The sequence below is a fragment of the Paraburkholderia xenovorans genome, from assembly GCF_046030735.1.
Classification (GTDB): domain Bacteria; phylum Pseudomonadota; class Gammaproteobacteria; order Burkholderiales; family Burkholderiaceae; genus Paraburkholderia; species Paraburkholderia xenovorans_A.
In genome coordinates this window covers 109,324-127,058 of sequence record NZ_JAQQBV010000022.1, presented here as the reverse complement: position 1 = coordinate 127,058, position 17,735 = coordinate 109,324, and the positions used below count along the sequence as shown (strand labels likewise).

At 62.6% G+C, this 17,735-nt stretch carries 15 protein-coding genes; 10 read left to right on the top strand and 5 right to left on the bottom strand.

The features are described from left to right. The 8 genes from PQQ51_RS21895 to hutG all read left to right on the top strand — a co-directional run. Positions 1–1,249 (top strand): hypothetical protein (locus tag PQQ51_RS21895; protein WP_408498912.1); only part of this gene is annotated, 1,249 nt, incomplete at its 5' end. Between the two features lie 189 nt (positions 1,250–1,438). After that, positions 1,439–2,962 carry a histidine ammonia-lyase gene (gene hutH / locus PQQ51_RS21890; RefSeq protein ID WP_408498911.1) on the top strand — a complete coding sequence of 508 codons (1,524 nt, stop codon included), beginning with the start codon at positions 1,439–1,441 and terminating at the stop codon, positions 2,960–2,962. Between the two features lie 33 nt (positions 2,963–2,995). Then, the gene (gene hutC, locus PQQ51_RS21885; protein WP_408498910.1) at positions 2,996–3,691 is read left to right on the top strand and encodes a histidine utilization transcriptional repressor HutC; all 696 of its coding nucleotides are present in this window, start codon (positions 2,996–2,998) and stop codon (positions 3,689–3,691) included. 74 nt (positions 3,692–3,765) lie between these two features. Next, a complete protein-coding gene (hutU, locus tag PQQ51_RS21880) occupies positions 3,766–5,454 on the top strand; it encodes a urocanate hydratase (protein WP_408498909.1) in 1,689 nt (562 codons plus the stop codon). 2 nt (positions 5,455–5,456) lie between these two features. Then, positions 5,457–6,086 carry a HutD/Ves family protein gene (locus PQQ51_RS21875; RefSeq protein WP_408498915.1) on the top strand — a complete coding sequence of 210 codons (630 nt, stop codon included), beginning with the start codon at positions 5,457–5,459 and terminating at the stop codon, positions 6,084–6,086. A gap of 93 nt (positions 6,087–6,179) precedes the next feature. Beyond that, positions 6,180–7,409: an imidazolonepropionase gene (gene hutI / locus PQQ51_RS21870; protein WP_408498908.1), complete on the top strand. Its 1,230-nt coding sequence runs from the start codon at positions 6,180–6,182 to the stop codon at positions 7,407–7,409. Between the two features lie 3 nt (positions 7,410–7,412). Beyond that, positions 7,413–8,822 (top strand): formimidoylglutamate deiminase, encoded by a 1,410-nt coding sequence (locus PQQ51_RS21865; protein WP_408498907.1) that lies wholly within the window; start codon positions 7,413–7,415, stop codon positions 8,820–8,822. Between the two features lie 41 nt (positions 8,823–8,863). Beyond that, entirely contained in the window at positions 8,864–9,682 is an 819-nt protein-coding gene (hutG, locus tag PQQ51_RS21860; protein ID WP_408498905.1) for an N-formylglutamate deformylase, read from the top strand. A 192-nt stretch (positions 9,683–9,874) separates the two neighbouring features. Here the strand turns inward: hutG and PQQ51_RS21855 are convergent, their stop codons facing one another. Further along, a complete protein-coding gene (locus tag PQQ51_RS21855) occupies positions 9,875–10,009 on the bottom strand; it encodes a hypothetical protein (RefSeq protein WP_408498904.1) in 135 nt (44 codons plus the stop codon). Positions 10,010–10,353: 344 nt separating this feature from the next. On the opposite strand from PQQ51_RS21855, the gene PQQ51_RS21850 reads away from it, so the two are divergent. Both PQQ51_RS21850 and PQQ51_RS21845 read left to right on the top strand, forming a co-directional pair. Then, on the top strand, positions 10,354–11,019 hold the full coding sequence (locus tag PQQ51_RS21850) for a hypothetical protein (protein WP_408498903.1): 666 nt from the start codon (positions 10,354–10,356) through the stop codon (positions 11,017–11,019). Positions 11,020–11,077: 58 nt separating this feature from the next. Continuing rightward, positions 11,078–12,970 carry a DUF3857 domain-containing transglutaminase family protein gene (locus PQQ51_RS21845; RefSeq protein ID WP_408498902.1) on the top strand — a complete coding sequence of 631 codons (1,893 nt, stop codon included), beginning with the start codon at positions 11,078–11,080 and terminating at the stop codon, positions 12,968–12,970. Positions 12,971–12,976: 6 nt separating this feature from the next. Here the strand turns inward: PQQ51_RS21845 and PQQ51_RS21840 are convergent, their stop codons facing one another. The 4 genes from PQQ51_RS21840 to glgA all read right to left on the bottom strand — a co-directional run bounded on the left by PQQ51_RS21840 (position 12,977) and on the right by glgA (position 17,644). Then, entirely contained in the window at positions 12,977–14,128 is a 1,152-nt protein-coding gene (locus PQQ51_RS21840) for a branched-chain amino acid ABC transporter substrate-binding protein (RefSeq protein WP_408498901.1), read from the bottom strand. A gap of 324 nt (positions 14,129–14,452) precedes the next feature. Further along, entirely contained in the window at positions 14,453–14,914 is a 462-nt protein-coding gene (locus tag PQQ51_RS21835; protein WP_408498900.1) for a hypothetical protein, read from the bottom strand. A gap of 138 nt (positions 14,915–15,052) precedes the next feature. Then, a complete protein-coding gene (gene pdxY / locus PQQ51_RS21830) occupies positions 15,053–15,919 on the bottom strand; it encodes a pyridoxal kinase PdxY (protein WP_408498899.1) in 867 nt (288 codons plus the stop codon). A gap of 264 nt (positions 15,920–16,183) precedes the next feature. Then, positions 16,184–17,644: a glycogen synthase GlgA gene (gene glgA / locus PQQ51_RS21825; protein WP_408498898.1), complete on the bottom strand. Its 1,461-nt coding sequence runs from the start codon at positions 17,642–17,644 to the stop codon at positions 16,184–16,186. Between the last annotated feature and the right edge of the window lie 91 nt (positions 17,645–17,735).

Genomic DNA, 17,735 nt, shown 5'->3' with positions numbered 1-17,735 from the left:
GGGAGCCTCAAGGAAGCGGCGTGCGGTTGCACAGTCGTCAACAAATGCAGATTTAGTAGGGGAATATTTAGACAGGTTGGAATCTCTGTTTTTAGAGGATCCGGTCTTATATCGGTTTTTCTCCAATCTGATGGTTGATCTGAAGCCCATTATTCTGACCAAAAAATCTGTAATGGCCCGACTAGGTGACGATTATGCCGTACTGATTGAGCTGGACACGATGTTGCTCGCCATGCAGGAATTTATAATAGATAAGCAATTCTCCATTGAAGATTATAAAAATTTCCATGCGTTGCTGCTAATTAACGAAGCCCGGAATGGCCTTGTTCGGGACCTTCAGAATCGGTACGGAGATAAGGCGGCTCCATATTACAAAATATTGTCAAGGAGAAAGGGTTTTGTTTTGATCGAGAAATTCTGGGCGGAGAGCTTTATTGAGAAGTATTTAAAAGTCTTGATGAAGGAAGAAGGCGTTAATCACCATTTAATGAACACGCGTCTTCAAGTTTTAAAAGATTTGAAGATGGATGATTCGTTTCTTATTGCATACCGACGCCAGACAGCGCTTGGATTTGTTGGGGAACGAAGGATGATTAAGGCGTTGATAGAGGCAGTACAGTTCAGATTGACCTTCTGGGTCTCGGAGCAGCGTCGCGACAGCAGGCTCGGGATCGCCTCTTTGGATTTGACAAATCAGATTCAGATCACGAACCATGAGGATATGAACAATTACCTGCTGGGACTTGCCAAAAAAATTAAAAATAAAAACAGATATGATTTTTCTTACCCAGTCGAACAGGCGGACTACATTGAGGGAGAGTTTGTCTCGGATCGAATTAACGAGATATTAAAATATGAAAACGGAACGAATGAAGATGTAATTATATCGCATTATTACAATGACACAGTAAAAATCGAGTCATCGAGTATGCGAGCGATTGCATTGGGTGAGCATAAGCGGCATCCGTTATATACGGAAAATTCTACAAAAATTAAATGGCCTGCAACGATTGCAAAAGAACAACAAGAAGCCCTGCCCGCGATATCAAACGAAATAGAGTTGGCTGGGATAATTTTAAAGTCTGTGCAGGATATGAATGAAGCCCAAAGCTTGCTCGCTCAAACAGGATTTGTAACCATTATTGAATTTACTGAAAATATTTTACGCAATAAAGCAAAAGAACTAAACATTACCGAAGCCATATATTTCAATACCACGGTGGAGCACGAAGTTATAGCTCCGCTTTAAGGCGCAAGAACCTGGCGGCAAGGATTGTCTTGACGCGGAGTCCGGTCATCGCCCCGCGCCGGAAAGCGTGACCTGACCTCCCCAACCCCCGCAAAAACCCCTACTCCGACCCCTCAAAAAAAAGTTGTATATACAAATTGGTGCCGCTAGACTCCTCGAAATTGTCTAGACAAGCGAGGACGCGACACCATGATGACTCTGAAGCCCGGCCACCTGACTCTCCCGCAACTGCGCCAGATCGCCCGCGAGCACGTCGCATTGCAACTCGACCCGGCGAGCCACGCCGCCATCGACGCTTGCGCCCAGGCCGTCGCCGACATCGCCGCGAAGGGCGAGCCGGCCTACGGCATCAACACCGGCTTCGGCCGTCTCGCCAGCACCCATATTCCGCACGACCAACTCGAACTGCTGCAACGCAATCTGGTGCTGTCGCACGCGGTCGGCGTCGGCGCGCCGATGTCGGTTCCGGTCGTGCGTCTGCTGATCGCGCTGAAGCTGTCGAGCCTCGGCCGCGGCCACTCGGGCATCCGTCGCGAGGTGATGGAAGCGCTGATCACGCTGTACAACGCCGACGTGCTGCCGGTGATCCCGGTCAAAGGTTCGGTCGGCGCGTCGGGCGACCTCGCGCCGCTCGCGCATATGTCCGCGACGCTGCTCGGTGTCGGCGAAGTGTTCGCGAAGGGCGAGCGCATGCCGGCCACCGAAGGCCTCGCGCTGGTCGGCCTGAAGCCGCTCACGCTGCAAGCAAAGGAAGGTCTGGCGCTGCTGAACGGCACGCAAGCTTCCACCGCGCTCGCGCTCTACAACATGTTCGCAATCGAAGACCTGTATCGCACCGCGCTGGTCGCGGGTGCGTTGTCGGTCGACGCGGCAATGGGCTCGGTCAAGCCGTTCGACGCGCGCATTCACGCATTGCGCGGCCATCAAGGTCAGATCGATGCGGCCGCGGCCTACCGTTCGCTGCTGGACGGTTCGGCGATCAACGTGTCGCACGCCGATTGCGACAAGGTGCAGGACCCGTACAGCCTGCGCTGTCAGCCGCAAGTGATGGGCGCCTGTCTCGACCAGATGCGTCATGCCGCCGACGTGCTGCTGCTGGAAGCCAACGCGGTATCCGACAATCCGCTGATTTTCCCGGACACCGGCGAAGTGCTGTCGGGCGGCAACTTCCACGCGGAACCGGTGGCGTTCGCCGCCGACAACCTCGCGCTCGCCGCCGCTGAAATCGGCGCGCTGGCCGAGCGCCGCATCGCGTTGCTGATCGACGCGACGCTGTCCGGTCTGCCGCCATTCCTCGTGCGCGACGGCGGCGTGAATTCCGGCTTCATGATCGCTCACGTGACGGCTGCCGCGCTCGCGTCGGAGAACAAGACGCTCGCGCATCCGGCGTCGGTCGATTCGCTGCCCACGTCGGCCAACCAGGAAGATCACGTTTCGATGGCGACGTTCGCCGCGCGCAAGCTCGGCGACATCGCCGAAAACACCGCGAACATTCTGTCGATCGAATTGCTCGCCGCGGCGCAAGGCGTCGATCTGCGCGCCCCGCACAAGACCAGCCCGAGCTTGCAGAAAGTGATGGACGTGGTGCGTAAAGACGTCGCGCATTACGAGCTCGATCACTATTTCGCGCCGGATATCGAGGCGGTCACGCGCCTCGTGCAGAACGGCACGATCGCGAAGCTGAGCCCGTTCTCGTTCCGCTCGGAACAGTAAGCACCGCTCAAGTAGATCAAGCAGATCACGCCAATGAACGCACCGGCCTATCAGGGCATCAAGGACTTCATCCTCGGCCGCATCCACGCGGGCGAATGGGCTGAAGGCGACCAGGTCCCGTCCGAAAACGAGCTTGCGCGCGAATTCAACGTCGCGCGCATGACGGTCAACCGCGCGTTGCGCGAGTTGACTTCGGAACAGGTCCTCACGCGCGTGCAGGGGTCGGGCACTTTCGTCGCGCGTCCCAAGTACGAATCGACGCTGGTGGCGATCCGCAGCATCTCCGACGAAATCGTCGCGCGCGGTCATCGTTATCAGGCGAAGGTGTTGCAGATCGGCGCGAGCGTCGCCGACGAAGTGCTCGCCGAAGAAATGCAGGTGAGCGCGGGCAGCCCGGTATTTCATTCGCGCGTGCTGCATTTCGAAAACGACGAACCGGTGCAGCTCGAAGAGCGCTGGGTCAATCCGGCGGTCGCACCCGAGTATGCATTGCAGGATTTCACGAACACCACGCCGAATCAGTATCTGGTACGCGTCGCGCCGCTGCAGCGCGTCGAGTACCGGATCGAGGCGCTGGCCGCCGACACCGGCACGCGCGAGTTGCTGACCATGGACGAACTCGAACCCTGCCTCGTGCTGCACCGGCGCACGTGGTCGCAGGGCCAGGTGGCGTCGGTCGCCAATCTCTGGCACCCAGGCAGCCGTTATCGCTTCACCGGACATTTCTGATTTCACCGCTATTCCCGAAACCCGCTATTCCCGAAACTTTTTCCCGCACATCTTCACGCATCCCGAGGGCCACCATGAACAATCCGAAACACATCGATCCGCGTCTCGACCCGACCCGCACGATCCGCGCGCCGCGCGGCGCGGACAAGACCTGCAAGACCTGGATCGCGGAAGCCGCGTACCGGATGATCCAGAACAATCTGGATCCGGAAGTCGCCGAGCATCCGCACGCACTGGTCGTGTACGGCGGTATCGGCCGGGCGGCGCGTAACTGGGATTGCTTCGATCAGATTCTCGCGTCGCTGAAGGACCTGAACGAAGACGAGACGTTGCTGATCCAGTCGGGCAAGCCGGTCGGCGTGTTTCGCACGCATGCTGACGCGCCGCGCGTGCTGCTCGCGAATTCGAATCTGGTGCCGCATTGGGCGACGTGGGAACACTTCCACGAGCTCGACCGCAAGGGCCTGATGATGTACGGCCAGATGACCGCCGGCAGCTGGATCTATATCGGCAGCCAGGGCATCGTGCAGGGCACGTACGAGACGTTCTTCTCGGTCGCGAACCAGCATTTCAACGGCGAGCCGTCGGGCCGCTGGATCCTGACCGGCGGTCTCGGCGGAATGGGCGGCGCGCAGCCGCTGGCCGCGACGATGGCAGGCTTCTCGATGATCGCGGTGGAGTGCGACGAGACGCGCATCGACTTCCGTCTGAAGACGCGCTACGTCGACAAGAAAGCGAAGACGCTCGACGAAGCGCTCGCACTGCTCGACGAAGCGAAGAAGGCGGGCAAGCCGGTGTCGATCGGTCTGCTCGGCAATGCGGCCGACGTGTTCGCCGAATGCGTGGCGCGCGGCATCACGCCGGATTGCGTGACCGACCAAACCAGCGCGCACGATCCGATTCACGGCTACCTGCCGCAAGGCTGGAGCGTCGAAGACTGGCGCGAGCGCATGAAGACCGCGCCGGATTCGATCGTCACGCCGGCCAAGCAGTCGATGGCCAAGCAGGTGCAGGCGATGCTGACGTTGCAGGAACGCGGCGCGGCCACGCTCGACTACGGCAACAACATTCGTCAGATGGCGCTGGAAATGGGTGTCGAAAACGCGTTCGATTTCCCGGGCTTCGTGCCGGCCTACATCCGACCGCTGTTCTGCGAAGGCAAGGGTCCGTTCCGTTGGGTCGCGCTGTCGGGCGATCCGGAAGACATCTACAAGACGGACGCGAAGGTGAAGGAACTGATCCCCGACGATCCGCATCTGCACAACTGGCTCGACATGGCGCGCGAACGCATCGCGTTCCAGGGGCTGCCCGCACGCATCTGCTGGGTCGGCGTGAAGGATCGTTATCGTCTGGGCCAGGCGTTCAATGAAATGGTGAAGAACGGCGAGCTGAAGGCGCCGATCGTGATCGGCCGCGATCACCTCGACACCGGTTCGGTCGCGAGCCCGAATCGCGAAACCGAATCGATGAAGGACGGCTCGGACGCGGTCAGCGACTGGCCGCTGCTGAACGCACTGCTGAACACCGCGGGCGGCGCATCGTGGGTGTCGCTGCATCATGGCGGCGGCGTCGGCATGGGTTTCAGCCAGCACTCGGGCGTCGTGATCGTCGCCGACGGCACGGATGCCGCGAAAGAGCGCCTCGGCCGCGTGCTGTTCAACGACCCGGCAACCGGCGTGATGCGTCACGCGGATGCGGGCTATGAACTCGCGCAGGAAACGGCGCGCGAAGCGGGCCTGAATCTGCCGATGCTGGGCCGTTGACCGTGACGACGGCGCTCGACGAGACGCATCGGCCCGGCAACACGACGCTGCTGCGCGGCGCCGATCTCGTGGCGACGCCGTGGAAGAACGGCGGCGGCGTCACGCGCGAGGTGGCGGCTTTTCCGCCGGGCGCGGCGCTCGATGCGTTCGTGTGGCGCGTGAGCGTGGCCGATGTCGCGCAAGCGGGGCCGTTCTCGCGTTTCGAGGGTATCGACCGCACGTTGGTGCTGTTGTCGGGCGCGGGCATGTTGCTCGACGAAACCTCGGCCGCGGGGTCGATCGACACGCACGCGCTGACCCGTCCGCTCGATATCGCGCGTTTTAGCGGCGAGGCGCAAATCGACGCGCGGCTCGTCGCCGGCGCGACGCGCGATTTCAATCTGATGGTGCGGCGTGACACGGCGGTGGGCGATGTCGACGTGTTGCGTGGAGACACGCAATGCACGTTGTCCGCCGATGCCGTGCTGTTGTTCTGCGCGAGCGGTTCGGTTGCGGTTGCATTAAGCGATGCGGCTGGGCCGCTATCGCTTGCAACCGACGACACGCTATGGATCGACGCCCCGAACGCATTGCAATGCGTAGTCAAAGGCGACGGCGCATTGCTCGCGATCAGCATCCGCTATACCGTTTGATGACGACGATTCGCGTGTGTGCCCGAAACAGCGCTGCTTGAAAGGCGCGCCGCGAACCACCACAAACACGCAACGAGCTGCAAAGAGCACGCGATGAAGCAAACTGTCTGGCAGCACCTGAAACTGTGCCCGCAGGGCGATCCCCAACACACGCTGGCCGATGCCGCGATGGCGGTGCAAGACGGCCAGATCGCGTGGCTCGGCGCAGCCTCCGAATTACCTCCCGGGTACGCCGCGTGGCCGCGCGAAGATCTGCACGGCGCGTGGGTGACGCCGGGTCTCGTCGATTGCCATACGCATCTCGTGTATGGCGGCCAGCGCGCCGACGAGTTCGCGCAGCGCCTCGCGGGCGTCAGCTACGAAGAGATCGCGCGGCAGGGCGGCGGCATCGTGTCGACCGTGCGCGCCACGCGTGCGGCCGACGAAGCGTCGCTGTTCCGGCAATCCGCCGCGCGGCTCGAGCCGCTGCTCGCGGAAGGCGTGAGCGCGATCGAAATCAAATCCGGTTACGGCCTCGATCTCGCGAGCGAGCGCAAGATGCTGCGCGTCGCGCGGCAACTGGGCGAGCGCTACCCGGTCACGGTCTACACGACGTTCCTCGGCGCGCATGCGTTGCCGCCCGAATTCGCGGGCCGTGCCGACGCATACATCGACGAAGTCTGCAACACGATGCTGCCGGCGCTCGCCGACGAAGGGCTCGTCGACGCCGTCGACGTGTTCTGCGAGCGCATCGGCTTTTCGCTGGAACAGAGCGAGCGGGTGTTCAACGCGGCCGAACGCTACAAGCTGCCGGTGAAAATGCATGCGGAGCAGTTGTCGAATGGCGGAGGCACGGCGTTGGCCGCGCGGCATCACGCGTTGTCCGCGGATCACCTCGAATTTCTCGACGAAGCCGGCGTTGCCGCGATGAAGGAAGCCGGCACGGTCGCGGTGCTGTTGCCCGGCGCGTATTACTTCATCCGCGAAACGCAATTGCCGCCGCTGGAACTGCTGCGGCGCTATCAGGTGCCGATCGCGATTTCCACCGACAGCAACCCCGGCACCTCGCCCGCCACGTCGCTACTGCTGATGATGAACATGGCGACCACGCTGTTCCGCATGACCGTGCCCGAAGTGCTGCAAGGCGTGACGATCCATGCGGCGCGTGCGCTCGGCCAGGGGGCGTCGCATGGCTCGCTCGAAGTGGGGCGCGCGGCGGACTTCGCGGTGTGGTCGGTCGAGTCGCTGGCCGAGCTGGCTTACTGGATCGGTCGTCCGCTGTGCGCGCGCGTGGTGCGTGCGGGAGAGACCGTCTATACGCGACGTGAATCTAGTCAGAGCTGAAAAATGACGCAAACACAGACCTCAACACAACATTCGCTATTCGCCGGGCACGCCTGGCTGCCGGACGGCTGGCGCCGCAACGTGCTGCTGCAGTGGGACACCGCCGGTACGTTGATGGCGGTGACGCCCGACATGAACGCGGCACCTGCCGGCGTGCCCAAGGCCGCGGGTCCGGTCATACCTGGGATGCCGAATCTTCACTCGCATGCATTCCAGCGTGCGATGGCCGGCCTCACCGAATATCGCGCCGCGTCGGGAGCCGGCGCCACCGACAATTTCTGGAGCTGGCGCGACCTGATGTATCGCTTCGCTGCGAAGATCACGCCGCAAGGGCTGGCATCGGTCGCGCAGTGGCTCTACATCGAAATGCTGAAAGCGGGCTATACGTCGGTCTGCGAATTCCATTACGTGCATCACTCGCCGGACGGCAGCCGCTACGCGAATCAGGCGGAACTCGCACAACGCGTCGTGGATGCCGCGTCCGCGAGCGGCATCGGCATGACGATGCTGCCGGTGCTGTATCAGTACGGCGGTTTCGGCTCACGTGCGCCGCGCGACGATCAGCGGCGCTTCATCAATACGCCGGAGAGTCTGCTCGACCTGCTCGGCACGTTGCGCGCGGCACGGCCCGAAAGCGCGGCATTGCGTTATGGCGTGGCGCCGCATTCGCTGCGCGCCGTGTCGGCGGATTCGTTGCGCACGCTATTGGCCGGCATCGACGCGAGCGCGCCGGTTCATATCCATATCGCGGAGCAAACCGCCGAGGTGGATGCGTGCATCGAAACCGAAGGCGCGCGTCCGGTGCAATGGCTGCTCGATCGTTTCGATGTGGATAGCCGCTGGTGCCTCGTGCATGCAACGCACGTCGATGCGAATGAAACGCTGGCGCTCGCCAGAAGCGGCGCGGTGGCGGGCCTTTGTCTGACCACCGAAGCCAACCTCGGCGACGGCATTTTCCCGGCGCATGACTATCTCGACGCGCAAGGACGCATCGGCGTCGGCTCCGACAGCCATATCGGCGTCGACTGGCGCGCCGAATTGCGTTTGCTCGAATACGGTCAGCGTCTTGTGCGCCGTCAGCGGAACGTGCTGGCTTCGACTCAGGCGACGCACGTGGCCGACCGTCTGTTCGACGCATCGCTCGACGGCGGCGCGCATGCAACCGGCCGCGCGGTCGGCGCGTTGCAGGCCGGCCGTCGCGCGGACTGGCTGGTGCTCGATGCGGATCATTCGAGCATCGCCGAACATGCGCCGGACGCGTGGCTCTCGGGCGTTGTATTCTGCGAACACGGCGAGTCGCCGATTCGCGACGTCTACGCAGGCGGCGACAAGGTCGTCGAGAATCGCCGGCATCGCGATGAAGAGGGCGCCTACGCGCGCTATCGCGTGGCGCTCGCCGATCTGCTGAAGTGATCCTGACGTGATCTTTCGAACGTAACGATTCCGGGCTTGATATGACTGCTGCAAACAATCCGAATCCGCCGGTTTTCTCGCTACAGCGCGGCAGCTTGCCGCTGCTGATCTCGATCCCGCATCTGGGCACGCAGATTCCTGCGGACATCGCCAAAACCATGACGCCCGCCGCGCAACGCACCGACGATTGCGACTGGCATCTCGACCGGCTCTATGCATTCGCGGCGCGCATGGGTGCGTCGATTCTGTCGCCGACTTACGCGCGCTACGTGATCGATCTGAATCGTCCGCCTGACGGCGCCAATCTGTATCCGGGGCAGGACACGACGGGCTTGTTGCCGGTCGATACGTTCGACAAGGAGCCGCTGTATCTCGACGGACATTTGCCGACTGACGCCGAAGTGGCGCGCCGGCGGGACGCGTACTGGAAGCCGTATCACGATGCGTTGGCCGGCGAGCTGGCCGATCTGAAAGCTGAACACGGCAACGTGCTGCTGTGGGAAGCGCACTCGATTCGCTCACATGTACCGCGTTTTTTCGAAGGACGTCTGCCGGATTTCAATTTCGGCACGTCGAACGGCGCGAGCGCGGTGGCCGGATTGGGCGAGGAACTGGCCGCGCTCGTCGAGCAGCATGGCGGGTATTCCGCTGTCGCCAACGGCCGCTTCAAGGGTGGCTACATCACACGGCAATACGGTGTGCCTTCACAGGGTGTGCACGCGGTGCAACTCGAACTGTCGCAGATTACCTATATGGAAGAGCAGATGCCATACGCGTACGACGACGCGCTGGCAGCGCAGGTCGAACCGCTGCTGGAAAGCCTGGTGAGCACGGCACTGGAACGGGTGTCGGCTGCATAACAAATCAAACGCTCGAATGACGGCTCACCTCCTGCCGTGCCTTCCGTCGCCGCGCTAATGTGTAACAGCGTGTGTTTCCTGCTGCGCGACCTGACGCAGGCGGTGTAGGTTAGCGGCTAGCCGGAGGTCGATGAAGAACGCCCCGCAATGCGGGGCGTTCTTCGTTCGGTCGTACCCGCAGGTAGCGAACGATTAACGGCAGTGACGTTCCCAGTGATGGTGAACGCGGACCTTGTGGCATTCGCGATGATGGTCATACGCTTGCGCGGGCGCGATCACGCCAAAGGTTACGGCTGCTGCGGCCAAAGCAAGAAGGGCTTTCTTCATCACAATTCCTTTGTATCAAGTGGTAGGTGCAAATTAACAGCACGATACGTGCCGCGCGCCGGGGAGAATGCCATGAGTCGTGCGTTTTTGCCCGCTATTCGGCAACTTGCGCCGGAACGCGGCGCGCATCCGTGTGTCAATCGGAAAGGGCATGAGGCGTCACGCCCTCACGTCGTCTTCATGATGTCGCTGCGAGCGCCGCGTTGCAGAATCTGCAACGCACGGTTGGGCATCTGCAGAAGTTACCGGTTGCGTGCCGCACGGTGAAGCGACTACCCTTTCAAAACGATGACGCACGTGAACGCGTCGTCGACACCTCGGGCAAAAAGATGGAAGACCCAGCGATGGAAGATTCCGACGAATTGCTGCTGCCGGTCTGGCGGGCGAACCTGGTGCTATTGACGCGCGAGGTCGGCGCGGCGTCGCGGCTTGCACGCATGATGACGTTCTCCGCGAGCTACCTCAAATTGATGCTGTCCGGTCAGCGTGAATTCAGCGAGGAGTTCGTGCGCGGCATCGAGGCGGTCACCGGTTTGCCGAACGGCTGGATGAATTCCGCGCACACGGAACACGACATTCCGCTCAACGCGCGCGAAGCGATCGACAACGAACAACCGCTTGCGCGCTTTCGCGGCACGGCGCATCCGGTGCGCAAGAAAACCGTGCTGCGGCCGCCCGAGCCGATTTTCGGTCAGCCCGCGGTGGCCAAACGTGTGGAAGAGGAAACGCTCGACGCCGAAGCGCATCGGCGCCAGGCGCATTTTCGCAAGGTCCGCGATCTGGCGATCCAGGATGTGCGGCGCTTCGAGCGTCATCTGAGTCATGCGCCGGTCGAGCTTGCCACGATGCGATCGAAAGTGGAGGACGTGATCGCTGCCGCCGATCTCGACGACCCCATTCAGGCCGACCTCGCCGGCCGGCTCGAGCAGATCGAGAAGCACCGTCATCTGCTGCTCAGGCATGTGGAGCGTTTGCAAACGCTGCTGGGGGAGATCGGAGAAGGCGATTGAGCCGGGTCGCATCTGACGTAGGCGTGCAGTGCTTGTCGCTTCCGTGCGTGCGCCGGCTATGACAACACAGTACGCGAAGTGGCTCAGAATCTACGCAGCGTTGGCGCTGGCCGCCACGTTGCCGCAAGTCGCTCACGCTCAAGGCAACGCAACCGTTGACGATCTCGCGCCGTCGACCACCGAGCGCGACGTCCACCTGTTCATCATCCAGAAAGACGGTTCCGTCGAAGAGCACGACGACACGGTGTTACGCGCGAATACGACGAGCGGCGTCGACGATATCGCGCAACGCTACGTGTGGTTCAACAAGGACATCGAGCAGGTGCAGTTGCTCGCCGCGGAAACGATCGATGCGAACGGCGTTGCGCATCCGGTCGGCCCGGAAGCGATTCGCGACGTGCAGGAACCGCGCTCGGCCGGCGCGCCGAGTTTCGAAGACGGCGTTTTGCGCACGGTGATCTTTCCGGGCGTCGAAGCGGGCTCGCGCGTGCATCTGGCGTTTCGCAAGACCCGCACAACGCCTTTGCAGGCCGGTACATTTTCCTATCTGGTCGAGCCGACGCGCGACCCGGTCGAGATGCAGCGGCTGATTTTCGATCTGCCCGCCGACGTGCCGCTGCATGCCGACGCGCGCGGCTACGTCGCGCTGCCGCCGGTCACGGAAAATGGCCGGACCCGCTACGAATTCGATTACCGGCATGGTCCGTATGAGCGGCTCGAAGCGGGCGCGGTGGGTTACGCGAACTGGGGTGACCGGCTGATGGTGTCGACGGTGCCGGACTTCGCGAGCTTCGCCGCACGTTATCGCGGGCCGGCCGTCGACGCGACGATGAACGATCCCGAGATCGTACGGCTCGCGCAGAGCCTGACCGCTCAGGCAACCGATCCGCGCGCAAAGGCGCAGGCTTTATACGACTGGGTGCGTTTGAATATCCGTTACGTGGCGTTGTTTCTCGGCGAGACGGCGGCGATTCCGCACAAGGCGATCGATATCCTTCACAACCGTTACGGCGACTGCAAGGACCACGTCGCGTTGTATAGCGCGTTGCTGGCGGCGGTCGGCATTCGCAGCGAGGCAGTCCTGCTGAATCTCGGGCCGTACTACAGCTTGCCCGATGTGCCCGGATACGGCAGCAGCGCGATCAATCACGCGATCGTGTGGATTCCCGAGCTGTTGCTGTATGCGGATACGACGGCGGGCGGCGTGAGCTTCGGCTATCTGCCGCCGAGCGTGATGGATCGGCCGGTCCTGCTGGTCGACGCGGGTGTGCTGTCGCGCACGCCGGCCACGCAGGCACGCGGGCGCAGTGCGCGCTTGCAGATCGACGTCGATGAAAGCGGCGCGGCGAATTACGCTTACCGTGTCGAAGATGCCGGCTATACGGCCGAGCTGGAGCGCAACATGTTCCGCCGCGCGACGCGGCAACGCACGCAGCAGATCGCGGCAAGCCGTTTGTTGCAGACGGGTTTGCACGGCACCGCCCAGTTGCACACGGACGATGTGAACGAGACCGACGGCGCGTTTTCCACCGCGATGCAGGGCCGCGTCGAGCATTTTGTATGGAAGGACGGCACGACCGCCGTGCCGGCATTGAGCAGCCTGTCCGGCGGGATGGCGGGCCAGGTGCAGGGCTGGCTCGCGGAGCCTTCACGCACGCAGCCGTGGGCATGCATCGGCGGAGACTTTGACGAGACGCTGGAACTCACGCTGCCGCGTTTCGCGCGGGTCGCGGATGTGCCGTCCGACGTGGTGCTAAAAGACCGCTACCTGGCATTCTCTTCGCGCTACGTGTTCGATCCCGTCGCGCGAACGCTGCAGGTCACCCGGCATTTGCGCGCCGCGTTCGGGCATCAGATGTGTTCGGCGCAAGACTTCGCCGACGTGAGGGACGATCTGGTGAAGATCGAACGCGATCTCGATTCCGAGGTGGTGGTGAAGGCGGGGACGTAGCGAGCCCTACGTACCGCTCTTCGTCACGATCGGCACCCACGTACCGCCTTTCACCTGATATAGCGTGGAAGCGCCGCTCTTCAGCGCACCGGTGCTGTCGAAGGAAATCTTGCCGGTCACACCCTCGTAGTCGATCGCTTTGAGCACGGGCCGATACGCCGACGGTGAACTGGACTTCGCCTGTTGCATCGCGCGGATCGCGGCCCACGCGCCGTCATAACCGAATGGCGCATAAGACAGAATATCGACGCCGAAGCGCTTCTTGAACTTCGCCGAAAAATCCTTGCCGCCTGGCAGTTGCGCGAGCGGCCGGCCGTATTCCCATGCCATTGCGCCTTCCGACGCATCGCCCGCGAGCTTGATGAAGTCCTGGTCCATCACGCCGCCGCCGCCCACCAGTTGCGCGTTCATCCCGAGTTGCTTCATCCGCTTCGCGAAGCCCGCGGCCTGTGTGTCCAGTCCGCCGAAGAAGATCAGATCCGCGTTGGTCGACTTGATCTTGGTGATCTGCGTGCTGAAGTCCACCGCTTTATTGTCGGTGTATTCGCGCGTGACGATGTTGCCGCCGTGCGCCTTCACCGCTTTCTCGAACTCGTCCGCTTCGCCCTGACCGAATGCGGTGCGGTCGTCGATGATCGCAATGCGTTTCGCCCTGGTCACTTCGACCGCATACACGCCCGCGTTGCCGGCGTTTTGCGCGTCGGTGGAAATCACCATGAAGGTGTTGGCAAAACCGCGGCCGGTGATGATCGGGTTGGTCGCGGCCGGGTCGATCACCGGAATGCCCGCCTGCTCATAGATCTGCGATGCGGGAATCGTCGTGCCCGAGTTGAAGTGGCCGACCACCACCGCGACGCCCGAGTCGACCAGCTTTTGCGCGGCCTGCACGCCGATACGCGGGTCGGCCTGGTCGTCCTGCGACACGAGCTCGAACTGCGCGACCTGATCGCCGATCTTGATCTTCTGCGCGTTGGCTTCCTCGATCGCGAGCCGCACGCCGTTCTCCAGGTCCTTGCCGTAGCCGGCGTTCGCGCCGGTCAGCGGCGCGGCGAAGCCGATTTTCACCGGCAGGTCGTCGGCGAAGCCGGCGAGGGGCGCGATGGCGAAGACGGCACCGGCCAGCCAGGCAAGCGGTTTCAGCGTATTGCGAAGACTCATGGTCTCTCTCCATCGACAGTTTGAGGGTGTCAAAGCGGCAACGCATCACGCTGGATCGGCGCGCAAACTTCAACTTCCGTTTGCGTCGATGCGATTCATCAAGAGTACGGATGATCGATCGCCAGAAACATCGTGGAAATTACGCGGTGCGCTGCCGCGCTTCGTCATCTGGCGCGAATATAGAAAGCCAATTTGCGATCGTCTTGGCAGATCGCGGCGCTTTGAATGAGCATTTCGGCACAGACGGCGCAGCGCTTGGGCTGGCGGCCGGAGGAGGGAGAGGAGCATGTGCCGATTGCGGCACATGCTTAACAACCGCGATGCTTAATGCTCGCCTTGCTGGCGCAGCAATTCTTCACGCAGACGCAGCAGCGGCGCCTTGGTGTCTTCGTCGGCCCAGGTGTCGAGGTCGTCGATCGCGCGCTGGCAGCCGTCGAGCACCAGATCGAGATCGACCGGCACGCCGTTGTTCAGCGCGAACTCGATGGTCTCGGCGAATTGCTGGCATTCGTCCTCGCCGTATGAGATGTCGAGGTTGTCGGCGATCACTTCGGCGATGTTGCTGCGCGCGCGGTCGTCGGGCGTCACCATGTCGATGATGCCGCGCGCCACCGCGGGCGAGTAATACAACGCGATGTCGAGCCATTGCGCGGGATCGAAGTCGGCCTCGTTGAACTGGTTCTCGAAGTACTCGATCGCTTCCTGCTCGTGCGTTTCGTCCGCGTCGACGCTGACGCACAACTGCTCAAAATATTCTTCCCGCTCGCTGCGGATATAACCGTCCATCGATGCCTCGTCTGCTGAAATGCCGGATGCTGAGAAATGCGGTGAGGCCGGGCGGCGCTCCGGGCCCACGCGGCACGAATTATAGGTGGAGTCGGTGTGCATCGTGACGCCTCGGCACCTACGCGCCGGCTTCCTGCGTCAAGCCGTTTCGGCCACCCACGCGTCGAACCATTCGCGCGGTTGTGCGATCTCGTTCTGCGCGGCCACCAGTTCGAGCTCATAACGCCCGGCCTGCCACGTCGCCTTGACGACACCGTTCACAGCGGCCAGCGTGTGCTCGAAGGCCGAGCGGATCGAATCGCCGAGCAGCGTGCGCGCGACGAACACCGCGCTCGTCAGATCGCCGACGCCGACCGGCTGCCGCGCGAACGGATAGAGCGGACGTTGCCCCATCCACGCTTCGCGCTCGGTGACGACCAGCATGTTGAAGCGATCGGCGGGACTGTTGCGGTCGAGCAGATGCTTGACGAGCATCAGTTTCGGCCCGCGCGCGATCACCTCGCGGCACGCGGTCACGGCTTCTTCGAGCGTTTCGATCTCGCGGCCCACCAGGCGTTGCAGTTCGCTGTGGTTGGGCGCCATCGCGTCGGCCATCTCCGGCATGGTGCGCACGAGGAATTCTTCAATGCCGGGTTCGACCTTGCAGCCGTTCGTCGCGCTCATCACCGGATCGCAGAAGTACCACGCGCGCGGATTGGCGGCCTTCACCGACTTGACGATCTCGAGTACCGACTGCGCCTGTTCGGGCGTGCCCAGATAGCCGGAGAGCACCGCGTCGCAACGCGGCAGCACGCCGATCGCGCCGATTCCGTCGACGAGCTCTTCCATTTGCGTGGCGCCGATCGCGCTGCCGGTCCAGTGGCCGTACTGGGTGTGATTCGAGAACTGCACGGTATTGAGCGGCCAGACGTTGACGCCCAGCCGGCGCATCGGGAACACGGCCGCGCTGTTGCCGGCGTGCCCGAACACGACATGCGACTGGATGCTGAGAACGTTTTTCGTCATGGTAGGCGTACGCGCTTTACCGGAATGCGCGTTTGAGTGAGGACAAAAAGGTGCGCCGCTTGCGCGACCGGTTGAGCCGGTGCGGTGCGCGGCAGGACGGGTGTTTCAGCCGATGCAGGAATAATGCACGGTCTGCGTAGTCCACAAACAATACAGGAGTTTGCCGCGCGCGAGTTGATCCGTCCCCGTGCTGTTGCGTCGAACCATCATCGGGGTGGGTGGGGGCCGTGGGGCCCCGTGCTCGCTAAGCGTGCTCAGGCGAACTCAGGCGAGCTCGCGATATAGCGCCAGATACCGCTCGGCCGATGCGCCCCAGCCGAAATCCTGGCGCATCGCGCGCCGCTGCGTGGCCTTCCACTCGGTGCGGCGGCCATACAGCGCGAACGCGCGACGGATCGCGGCGGAGATGCCCTTCGGCTCGAAGCGCTCGAACACGAAGCCGGTTGCACGATCGTCGGCGAGATTTTCCAGCGACGCGTCGAGCACCGTGTCCGCGAGGCCGCCCACGCAATGCACGAGCGGCAGCGAGCCATAAGCGAGTGCGTACAACTGCGTGAGGCCGCAGGGCTCGAAACGTGAAGGCACCGCGATCACATCGCTGCCGGCGACGATCGTATGCGCGAGTGTTTCGTCGAAACCGAGTTCGACCGCGACCGATTCCGGATGCGCATGCGCGACGCGCTTCAGTCCGTTTTCGAGCGCCGGGTCGCCGGTGCCGAATACCACCAGTTGCCCGCCGTGCTTGATGATTTCCGGCACCGCGCCGAGCAGCAGGTCGAGGCCTTTCTGCTCGGTCAGACGGCTCACTACGCCGAACAGCAGCGCGTCGCTTTTCTGCGCGAGGCCGAAGCGTTTTTGCAGCGCTTCCTTGCAGGCCGATTTGCCGGCCAGACGTGTCGACGTGTAATGGTTGTCGAGCAATGCGTCGCTGGCGGGATTCCACACCGAGTAGTCGACGCCGTTCAGGATGCCGCTCAAGTCGTGCGAACGATGCCGCAACAGCGCGTCGAGCCCGCCGCCCTGCGCGAGCGTTTGAATTTCGCGAGCGTAGGTCGGGCTGACGGTGGTGATGCGGTCGCTGTAGTAGAGGCCGGCCTTCAGAAACGACAACTGACCGTAGAACTCGATCCCGTACATGCTGAAGAAATCGTCCGGCAACGCGAGCTGGCCGAACTGATGCGCGGGAAACACGCCCTGGTAGGCGAGGTTGTGCACCGTGAACACGCTGTGCGCGAGCGCGCGGCCATGATGGCGCTCGGCGGCTTTCAGATAGGCGGGCGCGAGTCCGGCGTGCCAGTCGTGCGCATGGACGATCTGCGGCGACCACGCCGGATCCAGCTGCTGCGCGAGTTGCGCGGCGACCCAGCCGAGCAGCGCGAAGCGCTGCGCGTTGTCGCCGTACGGCACGTGCTCGTCGTTCAGATACGGATTGCCGGGCCGGTCGTACAGCGTGCCGGCGCGAATCACGTAGACGATCAGACCATTGGCCGGCAGCGTGCCGCGTTCGAGCGTCACGTTCGGCGCGTCGAAGCGGCGGCCCAGTTGCGCGACCGGCTGCAGGTCGCTTAGGCCCGCCAGTACCGCCGGAAAGCCGGGTAGCAACACCCGCACATCGGCGCCGCGCTCGATCAGCGCGGGCGGCAACGCGCCCGCGACGTCGGCGAGACCGCCCGTTTTGAGGAGGGGATACAGCTCGCTTGCGACGTGCAGGGCGCGAATCGTCATAGGCTACGTTTCTTCCTGTTGGTCAGTCGGGTGGGGCGTTCCGCTTCGTTCCGTCTCGCTTCGTTCCGCTTCGTTTCCGGTTCGCTGCGCG